Below are 16,030 nucleotides of genomic sequence, written 5' to 3'. Positions count from 1 at the left end.
GCGGTGATCGCGACCGTCCCCGGTCCTTCGAGGAGCCATCGAGCGGGATCGGCCCGCTCCGGACGGAGGTTTCTCACATGGCACAGGATCTTGCACTCGCTCAACGCCACGCTTTTGCACTCGCCCGCACCCTCATGGTCCCGGTCACGCTGTTCAGGTCCGGCAACCAGTTCGGCGTCCTGCCGAGCGAAGAGATCGACGCCGATGACGATCTCGACATCATCCATGAATTCGATCCCTACGATCGCCGGCCGGCTCATTGAGCCGGCTTCTTTGCCTCCGGAGGTGCCACTTGCGAGCTGTGGCGGCAAGGGAAGCTGCGCCGCGGCCGGCCGCAAGCGGCCAAGGCAAGGTGCAGATTCGCACCTTGCGAGCCGCGCCCTTGCCGTCTTCGCTCTTCGTGGCGTCCGGCAGGCATTCCGCAAAGTGCGGAGAGAAGGAAGCCATAGGAAAGGCGGGCGCCAAGAGCGCCGGGAATGAGGATGGAGAAAAACGAAGTAGAGAAACTCAAGAACCGCGTTCCGTGCGCGGCCGTGCTGGCAAGGGCCGGGTTTGCCGTCGATCTGAAGGAAAGCACGCGGCGCGCCGTCAAGTACCGGCGTGGTGACGACATCATCATCGTGATCCACGACGGCAAGGGCTGGTTCGACCCACTTTCGGATGTCAAGGGCGACGTGTTCTCGCTCATTCAGCACCTCGATGGCGTCGATTTCGTTGAGGCGCTCGGCGCCGCGTCCGGGCTTGTCGGTTTCATGCCGGTTGAGCCGGCTTGGACGCGTCTCGCCCGCGATCGCGAACCTCACGCCTCACCGCTCGAACGCTGGCACACCAGACGCAAACCGTGGCGTGGCTCCGCGACCTGGCGTTACCTTCGCAACGAGCGTCTTCTCCCCGAAGTCGTCCTGCGTACCACGATCCATCAGGATCGACTTCGCGAAGGGCCATATGGCAGCATGTGGGCCGCCCATGTCGACGACAGCGGTTCTGTCACAGGCTGGGAAGAACGCGGTCCCGACTGGCGCGGTTTTTCGACGGGCGGCACCAAGGTTCTTTTCCGCCTGGGTTCGACTGACGCTTTCCGGCTCTGCGTCACCGAAGCCGCGATCGACGCCATGAGTCTTGCCGCTTTCGAGGGCTTGCGGGAGGGGAGCCTCTATCTCAGCACCGGCGGTGGCTGGTCCCCGACGACCGAGGCGGCAGTGCGCGTCCTTGCGGAGCGCCCCGGCGCTCAACTCGTCGCCGCCACGGATGACAACCCGCAGGGGGAGGCGTTCGCGGATCGGCTGCGAGCCATCGCCGAGAGCGCGGATTGCGACTGGCTGCGGCTGAAGCCGCCGGCGGAAGACTGGAACGATGCCTGGAAAGCAAAGGGATTGAAGGACAAGGAAAGAAGGGGAGGGAGAAGAGGCCTGCCGCATGCCCGCCGGCCGCGTCAAGGGTAAAGCTTCGCCCGGCTGAAGCCGGCCCTTGACCCGGCCGGACGGAGAGGCGGCCGTGGGGGAGGGGTCAGGAAGAGCTGAAGATGATGGTGAGGTCATAACGACCAGCCGCGCTTCGACCCGACGAGGCCAAAAGGAGCCCGCCCATGACCCTCTCGCCCATCCGCAAGATCTATCAGGGCATCGCCGACCGACGGCAGATGTTCCGCCTGTTCGATCGTCACGCACAGCGTCCGAACCGCTGGGAGGACGACAGTGCGCTCTTTTGCGGTGAGTGGTTCGAAATCGACCAGGCAGGCCACGACTATATGTTCGAGATCCTGCCGCCGCTCTGGATGCGGGGCGAGATGTTCGCCATGCGCGAATTCCTCACCGGCAGTGTGACCAGTGTCTTCTTCACTCTGAGGATCGATGGGCAGTTCCGCTATTTCCACGGCTACTGCGACCTCGCCGACCAGGGTTCGCCGACGCGGATGCGAGACGCGATCATCGAACGCGAGTCGCGCCCGGTTCGGGCGATGACGCGCGAGGAGCGCTTGGAGCACATCTGGTCGAGCACCCATGACGAATATCGGGGGTATGCAGGTGAACGCTGGCCCGAGCCCGATCGCGGCAAGCGCACCGTGATCTTCTACGGCGGCCGCCAGGGAACTACGCTCAAGCTCCTCGACACGCTGACCGACGACGAGGTCTTGGCGAAGCTGCCGGTCCATCTGCGCTACCTTCCTGACGCGATTGCGGCGTGAGGGAGCGTGTCATGGCAGACTATCACTCCCCGACCGTGGTGCAGCCGAATATCCCGGCCGCCGATATGACGCCGCTGGAGCGGCTTATCCTCGATCTCGTCTTCGACGCGGACAGCGAGGATGACGGCATCTATTTTCATTCATGGTGCGGGCCGAGCAGCATCGTGACTTTGTCAGTCGACGATCTGCGGTCCGCGTCTGATGCCTCGCGTGCGTATGGCGAAAGCAGTATCAGCGAGCGCGTCGCCGCACTTCTTGAGCGACGCGATGCAGGGACGGACGACGATCTGCCGGACGACATCGATGTCGATCTCAGTGACGACGGTTGGGACCGGATGTTTCAGGACATCGTGCGCCGGTCCGCCACGATCGATGAGATCGTCATTACGGCGGCCTTCACCTGCACGAAGATGCGGCCAGACGGATTCGGCGGCAGTGTGATGCGGATCACCGCCGACACCACACGGTATGCGTCGACCGTCGATATGCTGGAGACGGTGTGGGCCGAACCACAGCCATCTTCAGCAACGGAGAGCTCCGGCCTCGAAACGCGACGCCGGCTCGAAGACCTTGCCGCCGCGGCGGGATGGGACAGCTTCACGCTGCTTGTCGTAATCTCCCGATGGCTCGACCAGCACGGCCAAACCGAAAATCTCATTGGCTTCCTCGACGGCCTCGCGGTTGACGAGGACGCATAGCCTTTCCCTTTTCACGCTGTTCGGTCGCGACCGGCTGGACCATCCCAACAAATGGAACGGTCATGTTCACCTTTCCTCTCGAAAACGTGCGCGAGGTCATCGCGCGCGGAATATCCGACGCCGCCACGAACGGCGGCTTTCGAAACCCCTACTACGGCCTCCACCCCGGCAGGCAAGAGAAACCCGGCGTCTTTCTCGTTGGCGACGAAGGTGTCTACCTTTGTTCCAACGGAAAACTTGCGGAGGATCAGAGGCCGCTCGTCTGCTATGCCGAGGAGTGCGACCCGTCCACCAATCCGGACTACTGGCACTACAAGCGCCGGCATTTCGGAGGCGATGACGGCGTCGACTTCCTCGACGCGGCAGAGCTCGAACGGCTGGTAACGGCCTCGCCCTCAGCCACCCATCTCAGGATCGAGATGACCGACACAAGCGTGTCGCTCGGCCTGATCCGCCGCTGACAGCGGCGCTCGGCTCCACCCTTCCAACAAACACTCGCGACCGAACTGCCCACGGGTCACCTCGGGCGGGAGAACGGCGCGCGCTTTCCGAGCACAGGAGAAATTCGCAATGGCGCATGACGATCCCTTCACTCTCGATATGTTCGGCAGCAGTGCTCTGTCGTCGGGCTTAAGCCTCGGTGTCACGGCATTCGGCGGCGCTATCGCCGAAGCTGCCCCCGAAGCTGCCAATGACGACGATCCCGATCCGACACCGCCGGCCCCCGCTCCGGCAATGCCGATCGCCACCCTTCGAAAGCCTGCCGTCCGCAAACAGGGCGATCGCGCCAACCTCTATCTCGATGACGGGGGCCGCGGTCTTGCCACCAGCTGGAAGGAACGGGCGAAGGCGAATGTCGCGGCGGTTCTGCTTGCAGGTGAGATCGAAAGACAGGAGAGGGCCGCCACGAGAGGCGAGCAAGCGAAGCTTGTCCGCTTTACCGGATTCGGCGCTGGCGAACTGGCCAATGGCATGTTCCGCCGGCCGGGCGAGGTGGATTTCCGGGAGGGATGGGACGATCTCGGCTCGTCGCTCGAGAGTGCGGTATCCGAGGGCGACTATTCCAGTATGTCCCGCTGCACGCAATATGCCCATTTCACGCCGGAATTCATCATCCGGGCGATCTGGGCGGGATTGCAACGCATGGGCTGGCGCGGCGGTCGCGTCCTGGAGCCGGGTATCGGCACGGGGCTGTTTCCGGCGCTGATGCCGAAGGCCTATCGCGACAACAGCTATGTGACCGGCGTCGAGCTCGATCCTGTCACGGCACGTATCGTAAGGCTGCTGCAGCCGAAAGCCCGGATCATCGAAGGGGATTTCGCGCGCGCCGATCTTGCGCCGATCTACGATCTCGCCATTGGCAACCCACCCTTTTCCGATCGCACCGTGCGTTCGGACCGGCAATATCGTTCGTTCGGCCTGCGTCTGCACGACTACTTCATCGCGCGGTCGATCGATCTCTTGAAGCCCGGCGCCTTCGCCGCGTTCGTCACCAGTTCCGGCACGATGGACAAGGCGGACGCGACAGCCCGCGAGCATATCGCCAAATCCGCCGATCTGATCGCGGCCATCCGTCTTCCGGAAGGCAGCTTCCGCCGTGATGCCGGCACGGACGTCGTCGTCGATCTCCTGTTCTTACGCAAGCGCAAGGTGGGCGAGCCGGAGGGCGATCTGTCCTGGCTGGACCTGGAGGAGGTCCAAGCCGCGACCGAGGACGAGGGCGCGATCCGCGTCAATCGCTGGTTCGCGCACCATCCGGACTTCGTGCTTGGCGAACATGCCCTGACTTCCGGGCCATTCGGCGAAACCTACACTTGCCGCCATCACGCCGGCGTTGATCTCGAAACCATGCTGAACGCCGCCATCTCTCTTCTGCCGGAAGGCCGCTATGACGGCGAACCGTCCGAAATCGACATCGACCTGGAGGACGAGCTTGGCGAGATCGTCGATCTGCGACCTCGGAACGAGAAGGTCCGTGAAGGCAGCTTCTTCATCGATAATCGTCACGGCCTCATGCAGATGGTTGATGGCGCCCCGGTCGCGATCACGGTGCGCAAGGGCCGAACGGGCGGCGGCCAACCAGGCGAACGCCTGTCGGAAAAGCACGTCCGGATCATCAGGAAGCTGATCCCGGTCCGCAATGCAGTGCGCGAGGTGCTCAAGGCCCAGGAGCAGGATCGCCCGTGGAAGGATCTCCAGGTTCGCCTGCGCATTGCCTGGTCAAGCTTCGTCCGCGACTTCGGCCCGATCAACCATACGACGGTCTCGATCTCGGAAGATGCCGAGACCGGCGAGGTCCGGGAAACCCACCGCCAGCCCAATCTTGCACCCTTCCGCGACGATCCCGATTGCTGGCTGGTCGCGTCGATCGAGGACTACGACCTCGAGACCGACACGGCGCGGCCGGGTCCGATCTTTTCCGAACGGGTGATTTCGCTGCCGGCCCCGCCTGATATCACCAGTGCCGCCGATGCGCTGGCCGTCGTGCTCAACGAGTGCGGCCGCGTCGATATAGACCATATCGCCGAGCTGCTGCATCGTGACGCGCAAGCGGTCATTTCCGAACTGGGCGACGCCATCTTCCGCGATCCGGCCGACGGCTCCTGGCAGACGTCGGATGCCTATCTTTCCGGCCCGGTTCGCACCAGGCTTGCTGTGGCGCAAGCGGCTGCGGAGCTCGATCCGGCTTTCCAGCGGAATGTCGCTGCTCTTCTGGTGGTACAGCCGACGGACCTCCGCCCATCCGACATCACCGCGCGCCTCGGTGCCCCGTGGATCCCGGCTTCGGACGTCATGGCCTTCGTCAAGGAGACGATGGGCGCCGAGATCCGCATCCATCATATGCCGGAGCTCGGCTCGTGGACGGTCGAAGCCCGGCAGCTCGGCTATACCGCCGCCGGCACCTCGGAATGGGGCACGAGCCGCCGTCACGCCGGCGAGCTGCTCGCCGATGCGCTGAACAGCCGTCTGCCGCAGATCTTCGACACCTTCAAGGATGCCGACGGCGAGCGTCGCGTGCTGAATGTCGTCGACACCGAAGCCGCGCGCGACAAGCTGCAGCGGATCAAGGAGACTTTCCAGAACTGGGTCTGGACGGATCCGGATCGCACCGACCGGCTGGCGCGGGTCTACAATGACCGCTTCAACAACATCGCGCCCCGGCGCTTCGATGGAAGCCATCTGAAACTTCCGGGCGCCTCTGGTGCCTTCACTCTTTATGGGCACCAAAAACGCGGCATCTGGCGGATCATCTCTTCGGGTTCGACCTACCTTGCGCACGCCGTCGGCGCCGGCAAGACGATGACGATGGCCGCCGCCATCATGGAACAGCGCCGGCTGGGACTGATCGCCAAGGCGATGCTGGTCGTTCCCGGCCATTGCCTGGCGCAGGCAGCGCGTGAGTTTCTGGCGCTTTATCCTTCGGCGAACATCCTCGTCGCCGACGAGACCAACTTCACTTTAGCCAAGCGCCAGCGTTTCCTGTCGCGGGCCGCGACGGCTGTCTGGGATGCGATCATCATCACCCACTCGGCCTTCAAGTTCATCGGCGTCCCTTCGGCCTTCGAACAACAGATGATCCAGGACGAGCTGCAGCTCTACGAGGATCTGCTGACCAAAGTGGACGACGAGGATCGCGTGTCGCGCAAGCGGCTCGAACGGTTGAAGGAGGGTCTTCAGGAGCGGCTGGAATCCCTCGCCACCCGCAAGGACGATCTGTTGACGATCTCCGAAATCGGCGTCGACCAGATCGTCGTCGACGAGGCGCAGGAGTTCCGCAAGCTCTCTTTCGCCACCAATATGAGCACGCTCAAGGGCATCGATCCGAGCGGTTCGCAGAAGGCCTGGGACCTCTATGTGAAATCCCGCTACATCGAGACGAAGAATCCGGGTCGCGCGCTGGTGCTGGCGTCGGGCACCCCGATCACCAATACGCTCGGAGAAATGTTCTCGATCCAGCGCCTGCTCGGCTACGAGGCCCTGCGCGAGCGCGGATTGCATGAGTTCGACGCCTGGGCGAGCAACTTTGGCGACGAGAAGACCGAGCTCGAACTGCAACCCTCCGGCAAATACAAGCCCGTCAGCCGGTTCGCGAGCTTCGTCAACGTGCCGGAACTGATCGCCATGTTCCGCGCCTTTGCTGACGTGGTGATGCCGGAGGATTTGCGGCAGTACGTCAAGGTGCCGGAGATCGCGACTGGCAAGCGGCAGATCCTGACGGCTGCGCCGACGCCCGCTTTCAAGGCCTACCAGCAGATCCTCGAAACCCGCATCAAGGCGATCGAGATGCGCGAGGGGCCGGCGCAGCCGGGCGACGACATTCTGCTGTCCGTCATCACCGACGGTCGCCATGCGGCGATCGACCTTCGCCTTGTGATGCCGGCGATGGATGACGAGCCCGACAACAAGCTCAATCTGCTGGTTCGGAATGCCCACCGTGTCTGGAAGGAAACGTCGGAGAACAGCTATCTCCGCCCGGACGGCAAGATTTACGAGCTTCCCGGCGCTGCGCAGATGATCTTCTCCGATCTGGGCACGATCAATGTCGAAAAGACGAGGGGCTTCTCGGCCTACCGCTGGATCCGCGATGAACTCATCCGAGTGGGCGTGCCGGCGTCGGAAATCGCCTTCATGCAGGATTACAAGAAGACCGAGGCCAAGCAGAGACTGTTTGGTGATGTCCGCGCCGGCAAGGTTCGTATTCTGATCGGGTCATCGGAAACCATGGGCACCGGCGTCAATGCTCAAGCGCGGCTGAAGGCCCTCCATCATCTCGACGTGCCGTGGCTGCCGTCCCAGATCGAGCAGCGCGAAGGCCGGATTGTCCGGCAGGGCAACCAGCACGACGAGGTCGATATCTACGCCTATGCCACGCAAGGCTCGCTTGACGCGACGATGTGGCAGCAGAACGAGCGCAAGGCCCGGTTCATTGCCGCGGTGCTTTCTGGCGATACGTCCATCCGCAGGCTCGAAGACCTGAACGAGGGGCAGGCCAACCAGTTCGCCATGGCCAAGGCGATCGCATCGGGAGATGAGCGGCTGATGCAGAAGGCCGGACTTGAGGCCGAGATCGCGCGGCTTGAGCGGCTGCGCGCCGCCCATGACGACGATCTCTTTGCGGTCCGTCGACAGCTTCGCGACGCTGAGCGCGAAATCGAGATGGCGACGCGGCGTGTCAGTGAGATCGGCCAGGACATCGAGCGCCTGGTTCCGACATCAGGCCATGCCTTCACCATGACGGTGATGGGCAAGCCGTACACGGAGCGCAAGGATGCCGGCCGGGCGCTGATGAAGGAGATCCTGACCCTCGTCCAGCTCCAGCAGGAAGGCGAGGTTCACATCGCCACCATCGGCGGCTTCGATCTCGCCTATGAAGGCGAGCGCTTCGGCCGGGGCGACAATTACCACTATCAGACCCTGCTCCAGCGCACCGGCGCCGATTACGAGATCGAGCTTGCCATGACCGTCACGCCGCTCGGGGCCGTCTCCCGTCTCGAGCACGCCCTTGGCGGGTTCGAGGAAGAGCGGGAGCGCTATCGTCAGCGTTTGGCGGAATACCAGCGCCGGCTCGTCTCCTACCAGCCTCGGCAGGGCGGCACCTTCGCTTTTGCCGACGAACTGGCGGAAAAGCGTCGGAAGCTGCGTGAGGTCGAGGAGGCTCTGGCACAATCCGCACGCGATGACGCTAGAGCGGAGAGGGCGGTTGCCTAACCCGCCTGTTGACGTGAATCCGCGATCAGGACGGCTATTCGCCGTTGAGGACATTCAGCCGGTAACGCGTTGCCTTGCGCTCGCCGCTGCGCAGAAGAGCGCCTTTCTCGACCAGATCGGAGAGGTCGCGGGTTATGGTCGAGGGTGGAGCGCCGGTGATTGTCGCGTAATTGCCGGCGCTCAACCCTCCTGTGAAACCTTCAGGGCCTTCGGCCAGCATGCGCAGCAGCACTTTCTCCTGTCGCTCGTTCAGCGTGTCCCGCAGCCTGTCCATGAAACGCGCCTTCTCGATCAGGAAGCGGACCAGTTCGTCAGCGGATTTCTGGGCTTCGAGCGCCCTGTCCGCGAACCATGAGAGCCAGCCATCGATAACCAGCGTGGAACTCGCCGCCTCAAGCATGGCGTAATAGTCCTTGCGATGACTGAGCAGCGATTTCGACAATGCGCTGAAGGTTGGCGTCGAGATTGCGCGTGCAAGCACGCTTTCGGCGATCGCTCGGCCGATACGGCCATTGCCGTCCTCGAAAGGGTGGATGCTCTCGAACCACAGATGAGCAATGCCGGCCCGGGTGAGGGCTGAAAGCGGGTCTGGCCCTTCGGGAGAGCTCCGTTCGAGCCATTCGAGAAGTCTGCCCATCTCGACTGCCAGGTGCTCGGATGGAGGTGCTTCGAAATGCACGCGCTGACGGCCGAAAGCGCCTGAGACGATCTGCATCGGTTCGTCATGACGACGATAGCTGCCGATATCCGCAATGTCGCGGCGGCCATTCATGACCATCCGGTGCCATTCGAGAAGCCGCTCCTCGGTGATGGGGTCAAGCGGGTGGCGGTAAAGGTCCGCCATCATTTCGGCAATGCCTGCTTCGGCCGGCCTGCTGCGGAAAGCTGCCGCGGACATACCGAGTTGCCGCCGAAGCGACGATTGCACGCTGTCGCGATCCAGCACTTCCCCCTCGATCGCCGATGTGCTCAATGCATCCGAGCTGAGCAGCTCGATCACGACCTCCTCGCGGTCATCTTTCTCCAGATGGCGTATGGTGCCGACGGCGATAGCGGCATTCTCGATGAATGCCTGCTCCCTGGCACGCAGAAGCTCAGGGTTCCATTCGAACTTCGGCCATCCCGCCAATTCCCAATTCCACGCCATGGGCGATAAACTCCATCTTTATCGCCCATATTGCCCTAGTAATGTGAGCGATAAAAGCGATTTGTTTCGCTCATCCCCGCACCCTTCGTGAAACAAACAGGGGGAGAAAGAAAAGAGGAAAGGAAAAGATCCTCTCGCAGACCGGCCTTCCCGTCGCCGCTGACGCTCAACCGCGTCCTGCGCACCCCTGCCCATCGTTCTCGCAAGGCGCTTCGCCCCGCTCGCCCTGACGGTCAGGGCCGCTCGGACGCAGTTGCGCCGGTCCGCCCGCCCTGCGTTCCGGGAGCTGTCTTCGGAAAGAACTGAAGACAGCAAGGGGTGGCGACCGCCGCCCCGAAACCCCGGAAGGAGCAAATCCCATGCAGATCCTGAAACTTGATCCCCGTGCGCTGAAGGACAATCCCGACGACGCGCGGCGTTCCAAATCCTCGCCCCAAGCCGATGCGCTGCTGCTGGCGACGGTAAAGGCGGTCGGCATCATCCAGCCGCCGGTCGTGTCGCCGGAGACCGACGGAGGCAACGGCTATATCATCCAGGCCGGCCATCGCCGCGTCCGACAGGCGATCGCCGCCGGCCTCGAGGAAATCGAGGTGATCGTCCGCGAGGCGGCCAACGACAATGGCGCCATGCGTTCCATGGTCGAAAACATCGCCCGTGAACCGCTGGGTGCCGTGGACCAATGGAGGGGCACAGAGCGGCTCATCGCCCTGGGCTGGACCGAGGAAGCTATCGCCGTCGCACTCGCCCTGCCGGTCCGCCAGATCAGGAAACTCAGGCTGCTGGCCAATGTGCTGCCGGCTATGCTCGATCACATGGCGCTCGGCGACATGCCGAACGAGCAGCAGCTTCGCACCATTGCCGCCGCGTCGCTGGACGAGCAGAAGGAGGCCTGGAAAGCGCTGAAGCCGAAGAAGAACGAGCGGGCCGATTGGCACAATATCTCGCGTGCACTTTCGAAGACGCGGATGTTTGCCAAGGATGCGAGCTTCGGCGACGACCTAGCCGCAGCCTATGGCATCGAGTGGGTGGAGGATCTCTTCGCGCCCGCAGACGAAGACACTCGCTACACTGCCAATGTCGAAGCTTTCCTCGGTGCCCAGCAGGAATGGATGACGAGCAACCTTCCGAAGAAGGGCGCGATCGTTGAGGTCAACAATTGGGGCCAGCCGGAACTGCCGAAGAAGGCCGAACGGGTCTACGGCAAGCCGTCGAAGTCCGACCATGTGGCCATGTATCTCGACAGGGACGGCAAGGTGCAGTCGGTCGCCTTCCGGATGCCGGAAGATCATAGACAAGCGAAGGGCAAGGACGGGGCATCTACGGCAGGCGGTCAGGTCGTTTCCGACGAGGATACGATCATCGATGCGCCGAAGCCGCGCCCCGACGTCACCCAGAAGGGCCACGACATGATCGGCGATTTCCGCACCGACGCCCTGCATGAAGCACTCGGCCGCGCACCGATCGAGGACGACATGCTGATGGCCTTACTCGTTCTCGCTTTCGCCGGCCAGAACGTCCGTGTCGATTCCGGCGCCAGCGACACTGTGTTCGGGCCGAAGCGGTTCAGGCGCCATGCCGCCCGCCTGTTCTCCGAGGACGGAAAGCTCTCTTTCGACATGGAGACCGTGCGCGTCGCTGCCCGCTCCATGCTGATCGAAGTCCTGTCGTGCCGCCGTGGCATGTCGAACAGCGGTGTCGTTTCCCCCATTGCCGGTGAAGCGATCGGCGCCGACGGGTACCTCACGAACATGGGCTCGGAAGAGTTCCTGTTGTGCCTGTCTCGGCAGGCGCTGGAAGCGGCCGCGAAGGAGGCCAATGTCCTACCGCGCCAGAAGGTGCGGGAGACCCGTGCTGCTCTGGTTGAGCATTTCACGCAAGGCCACTTCGTCCATTCGTCCGCCCTCTTCGCGCCCGATCCGAAAGATGTCGCCGATCTGATCAGGCATGCCGACATTCTCGACGACGAGCAGTCCCAAGCTGCCGTCACCGAGGGTGGCTCTCACGGCGACACGGTCGAAGGCGCGGCGGTCGATGTGGAGGCCGGGGACGATAGTGCCGAAGCCGCCCGGCAGGATGGCAGCACCGCCACGGAAGATGAGGCTCTCGATCCGTTCGAAGACGAGGACGATCTGCCCGACACCTTCGACGGCGCTCCGGTGGCAACCGATCCTGACGACGGGCAGGACGCCTACGGGATCGCGGCGGAATAGCCGCCCCCTCACTTTTCTTCCAAATGATGTTCCGCCGCCGATGTTCTCCACCGGCGGCGGTTTTGTTTCCAGCACCCTCAAACTCAGGGAGAATTCGAATGTCCGCGCATCTCGCATTTCAGGCACCCATCGGCTCGATCATCGCCTGGTCGGACGGCACGCCGCGTCCACCCGAACGCCATCGCAGGAAGCTGTCTGCATGGCAGACCACCAACAGCAGCGGCCGCCTGATCCGCAAGCAGGGCGAACACGTCGGCGGCAGCATCATCCTGCCGGCGAGTTTTACGCTTCATGAAGGCGACCACGGCGCTAGCGGCGTCATCACCATCCGTGTTCATCGGACCTTCTCTTTGGAATCCGGTCTTCGGTTTACGATTGTCGAGCGTCCCGCCATCGGCAGTTGCCGGGTCTTCGACCGGCCGGGCGAACATGCCGAACTGGTTCACCTCGCCGTCAACCGCCAGGCTGCGGAGGAATGGCTGTCCCGGCACGGCTACCGGGATGCCGTGCTCGAGGTCGTCACCGCGGACGAGGTCGCAGCCGATGTTGTGGAAGGGAGGGCTGCAGCATGAGCACCAGCCCTGTCATGACCGAAGCCAGTGCCACCGCCGGGTTTCCGCGGGTATCCTTTGTCCGATCCGCCGATGGGTTTCCGGTCGCCCGCGTTGGCGACACGGCGTTCGCAATGTTGCCTGGTCGTACCGGGCGGCACTTTCTTGGCCTCGGCGGGAAGATCGCCCGGCCGCTCGCCGAGTGGCGGCGGTCGGACTTCTACGGGCATGCCGGTGAACTCGCCGACGAAGCGGCGTTTCGCGCGCGTGTGGTCGAGAACGCCGAGCATCAGCGCGAAATGCAGGCCCTCGGCCGTTCAGAGATCCATACGCGCGCCCATACGCCGTGGGGAATGTCGCAGTGCACGACCGTCTATACGGAGGGCGTCGAGTGCCATTCGACCGCCGGTCACGGCGGCTTCAAGCTCTCGGCCGAGCGCAACCGCAAGGTTCACCCGCTGCTGCGGTCAGAGGGCGGCTTCTATGAGGAAGATTGCGCCTGGGCGATCGTCGCGATCACCTTTCCGGATCTGTTCACGAGCTTCGAGCAGGGCTGCGCCGAACGGTCCATCAAGGACTGGTGGCCGGACGCCTGGGAAGCGATCTTCGGTACGATCCTTTCTGCCGGCGAATCCCATGTAAAGGACCGCCGCGCATTCGAGGCGGCCCATGCCGGGGACTGGATCGTCATCTCCGCCATCCGGTCCGATCATCGTCCCGGCATGACCGAGGTGATCGCCACGCGCGGTGGCCTGCGGGAGCCTAACGGCGAGGAGCGGCGTTTTCTCGTGCCGTCTGCCGAATATGAGCCGGACCGTTTCGGTTTCGTCATCGATGAGACGCGGCATGCGGTCTATGACGGCCCATCGAGCTTCGCTTCATGGTCGGGGAGGGATGCGGCATGATCCCCTCAATTGATCGTCAAGCGCAACTTCGCCGTATGGAGGACGCCTGCCGGCAGACTCGGCACCAACTCGACATGATCGAGCGCCAGATCATCCGCAAGATGACCGCTCTTATCCCGTCACTCGGGCGGCGCCGGACCACATACCGGCGGGGCAAACCGCCCGAGCCGGAAGCCTTCCTGACCCGCTATCGATGCAATCTTGCCGCGATCACCGCCGAACGCCAGCCGGAGATCGATGCCCTCTCTCGAAAGCTCGCGCGGCAGGAGGCGGCAATCGCGTCATTGCGTGGTCGTGCCTCGCCGCCTGGTGGCCTGGCCGAGCGGAGGTATGAGCCAACGGAAACGATCGGTAACCCCTGTCCGCGAATTGGCTGAGGCCGCGCCGGCGGCCAGGCGGTGCGGGGCGACTCTGATGTGGCGGGGCCCTTGCTTGGTTTCCATTCCGGCTTCTGTGTCTGCAGTCTCCCCTTGCCGGTCTGCCCTTCGGTTTCGTGGCGGTCTGAACCGGCGCCCGTTCGATTCAAGGCCGCTGTCGCGCCGCATGGCGGCCTGTCAAGCCGCTCGTCGCAAAGCAGGCACGCGGACTTCGCAGAGCCAAGGCCCCGCTTGCCCGCGCGCCGGCTCCGCTCGATTTGGCCTGCCCGGACCCTGAACCGCCCGTCGTCCGCCGGTTCCTTTCGACCGCACCGAAGGGCAGACCGGCCAAGGGGCCGGAACCGCTTCGGGAAAACCGAAAAGGATATCACCATGGCAAAGCCCACAACTCAGTCGCGTCAAACCGCTCGCCCCTCCGCCCGTGTCGTGCAACTCCGCAAGGGCGCCACCATCGAAATGGTCCGCCTGACATGCCCCGACGAAGCCCAGGCGCTCCGGATTGCCGAAAGCTTCGGCACGGCCATTCTCGACAGTGACGGTATCCGCGACCTGCACGAACGCCTGATCGTCGAGACCGCGAACATGCTTGCCGATGGTCTCGGAGAGCGGGCGATGCTGATCCATCTGCAGCGCATCGTCGGCGCCTATGTCGGATCGGCCCACGGCGCCGGTCAGTTCTACAGCAAAGCCGTCACCGAGGCGCGTGATGCCACCGCCAAGGGTGCGGCGGATGCCCGCGACGAGGATCTCGACGGTCCCGTTGGCTACGACAGCGCCGCCCAGCGCAAGCGGGAGTTTGCCGCCGACATGGGGATCCAGGCGCATGCGCTCCGGATGGCCGCCGAAGGTGCTGTTTCCGCCTACGAGCAGATCGTCGGCGAAACCTGGAAGCCCTTCGACCGGCCGGTCGACAATCCCGGTGAGAAGCTCGACCGCAAGGCGGCTGCGGCGCAGATGTCGGCCTTCGACTGAGGCCATCATGGCGGGGCTCAGGCTCCGCCGCTACCACATCGAGGCCGTCTTCGTTGGAGGCGGCCTTTCCTTGTGCGGAGGTCGAGGCGAAGCGAGACGAAGAAATGTGGAAGAAAAATCCTGGCGCAGGGGCAAGCGACACATCGCGGCCCGTCCCGTTCGGCGGTCCTGCCAGGGTACGCCGGTCCGCGCAACGGCTTCGCCGTCCTCCTCTTCGTTCCGGTCCTTTCGGATGCGCGGGCCTGACCCCGTCCCCGGCGGCGGACCTCCGTGACGGGGCCGCGATGGACGCGGCCTCCAGACAAGGAGGTTTCGAAAATGAGAGGCAAGGAAAACAGCGCGCGCACCGACATCTATGCGCGCATTACGGACAGGATCGTCGCCGATCTGGAAAAGGGCGTGCGCCCCTGGGTGCAGCCCTGGAGCGCCGACAATTTGTCCGGTCGCGTCAGCCGGCCGCTGCGCCATAACGGCCAGCCCTACACGGGGCTCAACGTGCTGCTTCTCTGGTCGGAGAGCGTCGCCAATGGCTTCACGTCGGCGACCTGGATGACGCTGCGCCAGGCTAACGAGCTCGGTGCTCACGTGCGCAAGGGCGAGAGCGGCGCGGCCGTGGTCTACGCCAGCCGCTTTACGAAGACAGAGAAGGATGCCTGCGGCGGCGAGGTTGAGCGCGATATCCCGTTCCTCAAGGCATACAGTGTTTTCAACTGCGATCAGATAGAGGGTCTTCCGGACCACTATTACCGTCGGCCGGAACCGGTTACGGAACCACTGGAGCGCATCGAGCACGCCGATCGCTTCTTCGACAATACGGGTGCGGTCGTGCGCTATGGCGGAGACAAAGCCTATTATTCTCCCGCCACCGACCACATCCAGTTGCCGCGGCCCGAACAGTTCTGGAACATGGCGTCCTTCGTTGCCATCCGAGCCCACGAAACGCTGCATTGGGCAGGTGGCCCCGATCGGTTGAACAGGGACCTCAGCCGTTATCACAAGGATCGTCGCGAGAGGGCCTTCGAGGAGATGCTCGTGGAACTTGGCTCGGCGATGCTTTGCGCCGATCTCGGCATCGTGCCGGAACTGGAGCCGCGACAGGACCACGCCGCCTATATCCAGAGCTGGGCCGCAATTCTTGGCTCCGACAAGCGGGCGATTTTTCAGGCGGCGGCACATGCGCAGCGCGCCGTCGCCTATCTTCACGATCTCCAGCCAAAGGTGGACACCGGGCGGGAGGCAGCCTGATACGTCATGCTCCGATCGTGGAAGGGGACGG

General features: G+C 63.7%; 13 protein-coding genes. 12 read left to right on the top strand and 1 reads right to left on the bottom strand.

The window, feature by feature from the left end; all coding sequences use genetic code 11:
* Positions 1 to 77: 77 nt before the first annotated feature.
* From ACQKP1_RS24550 to ACQKP1_RS24525, 6 genes are all read left to right on the top strand, one after another.
* Entirely contained in the window at positions 78 to 263 is a 186-nt protein-coding gene (locus ACQKP1_RS24550; RefSeq protein WP_427277359.1) for a hypothetical protein, read from the top strand.
* 219 nt (positions 264 to 482) lie between these two features.
* A complete protein-coding gene (locus ACQKP1_RS24545; RefSeq protein WP_427277356.1) occupies positions 483 to 1,442 on the top strand; it encodes a DUF3991 and toprim domain-containing protein in 960 nt (319 codons plus the stop codon).
* Positions 1,443 to 1,585: 143 nt separating this feature from the next.
* A complete protein-coding gene (locus ACQKP1_RS24540; RefSeq protein ID WP_427277355.1) occupies positions 1,586 to 2,185 on the top strand; it encodes a DUF1419 domain-containing protein in 600 nt (199 codons plus the stop codon).
* An 11-nt stretch (positions 2,186 to 2,196) separates the two neighbouring features.
* On the top strand, positions 2,197 to 2,883 hold the full coding sequence (locus tag ACQKP1_RS24535; RefSeq protein WP_427277354.1) for a hypothetical protein: 687 nt from the start codon (positions 2,197 to 2,199) through the stop codon (positions 2,881 to 2,883).
* A gap of 62 nt (positions 2,884 to 2,945) precedes the next feature.
* A complete protein-coding gene (locus ACQKP1_RS24530; protein ID WP_427277353.1) occupies positions 2,946 to 3,344 on the top strand; it encodes a DUF3085 domain-containing protein in 399 nt (132 codons plus the stop codon).
* Positions 3,345 to 3,453: 109 nt separating this feature from the next.
* Positions 3,454 to 8,592 carry a lactate dehydrogenase gene (locus ACQKP1_RS24525; protein ID WP_427277352.1) on the top strand — a complete coding sequence of 1,713 codons (5,139 nt, stop codon included), beginning with the start codon at positions 3,454 to 3,456 and terminating at the stop codon, positions 8,590 to 8,592.
* A 34-nt stretch (positions 8,593 to 8,626) separates the two neighbouring features.
* On the opposite strand, the gene ACQKP1_RS24520 is transcribed toward ACQKP1_RS24525, so the two are convergent.
* The gene (locus tag ACQKP1_RS24520) at positions 8,627 to 9,739 is read right to left on the bottom strand and encodes a Fic family protein (RefSeq protein WP_427277351.1); all 1,113 of its coding nucleotides are present in this window, start codon (positions 9,737 to 9,739) and stop codon (positions 8,627 to 8,629) included.
* Between the two features lie 359 nt (positions 9,740 to 10,098).
* On the opposite strand from ACQKP1_RS24520, the gene ACQKP1_RS24515 reads away from it, so the two are divergent.
* The 6 genes from ACQKP1_RS24515 (at position 10,099) to ACQKP1_RS24490 (ending at position 15,999) form a co-directional block, all read left to right on the top strand.
* Positions 10,099 to 11,949 carry a ParB/RepB/Spo0J family partition protein gene (locus ACQKP1_RS24515; RefSeq protein WP_427277350.1) on the top strand — a complete coding sequence of 617 codons (1,851 nt, stop codon included), beginning with the start codon at positions 10,099 to 10,101 and terminating at the stop codon, positions 11,947 to 11,949.
* Positions 11,950 to 12,047: 98 nt separating this feature from the next.
* On the top strand, positions 12,048 to 12,521 hold the full coding sequence (locus tag ACQKP1_RS24510) for a hypothetical protein (RefSeq protein WP_427277349.1): 474 nt from the start codon (positions 12,048 to 12,050) through the stop codon (positions 12,519 to 12,521).
* On the top strand, positions 12,518 to 13,405 hold the full coding sequence (locus tag ACQKP1_RS24505; protein ID WP_427277348.1) for a DUF7007 domain-containing protein: 888 nt from the start codon (positions 12,518 to 12,520) through the stop codon (positions 13,403 to 13,405). Before ACQKP1_RS24510 ends, ACQKP1_RS24505 begins: the two co-directional genes overlap by 4 nt.
* Positions 13,402 to 13,782: a hypothetical protein gene (locus ACQKP1_RS24500; RefSeq protein ID WP_427277347.1), complete on the top strand. Its 381-nt coding sequence runs from the start codon at positions 13,402 to 13,404 to the stop codon at positions 13,780 to 13,782. The genes ACQKP1_RS24505 and ACQKP1_RS24500 overlap by 4 nt, the downstream gene beginning before the upstream one ends.
* A 372-nt stretch (positions 13,783 to 14,154) precedes the next feature.
* Complete coding sequence (locus ACQKP1_RS24495) at positions 14,155 to 14,754, top strand: hypothetical protein (RefSeq protein WP_427277346.1); 600 nt, start codon at positions 14,155 to 14,157, stop codon at positions 14,752 to 14,754.
* Between the two features lie 318 nt (positions 14,755 to 15,072).
* Positions 15,073 to 15,999, top strand: a complete 927-nt coding sequence (locus ACQKP1_RS24490) for an ArdC family protein (RefSeq protein WP_427277345.1) — start codon at positions 15,073 to 15,075, stop codon at positions 15,997 to 15,999.
* Positions 16,000 to 16,030 lie beyond the last annotated feature (31 nt).

Origin of the sequence: Allorhizobium sp. NPDC080224 (assembly GCF_050281005.1) — a bacterium.
In the GTDB taxonomy this organism is placed as follows: Bacteria; Pseudomonadota; Alphaproteobacteria; order Rhizobiales; family Rhizobiaceae; genus Allorhizobium.
Note: the sequence above shows the minus strand (reverse complement) of the source record. Positions and strands in the feature narration are given on the sequence as shown.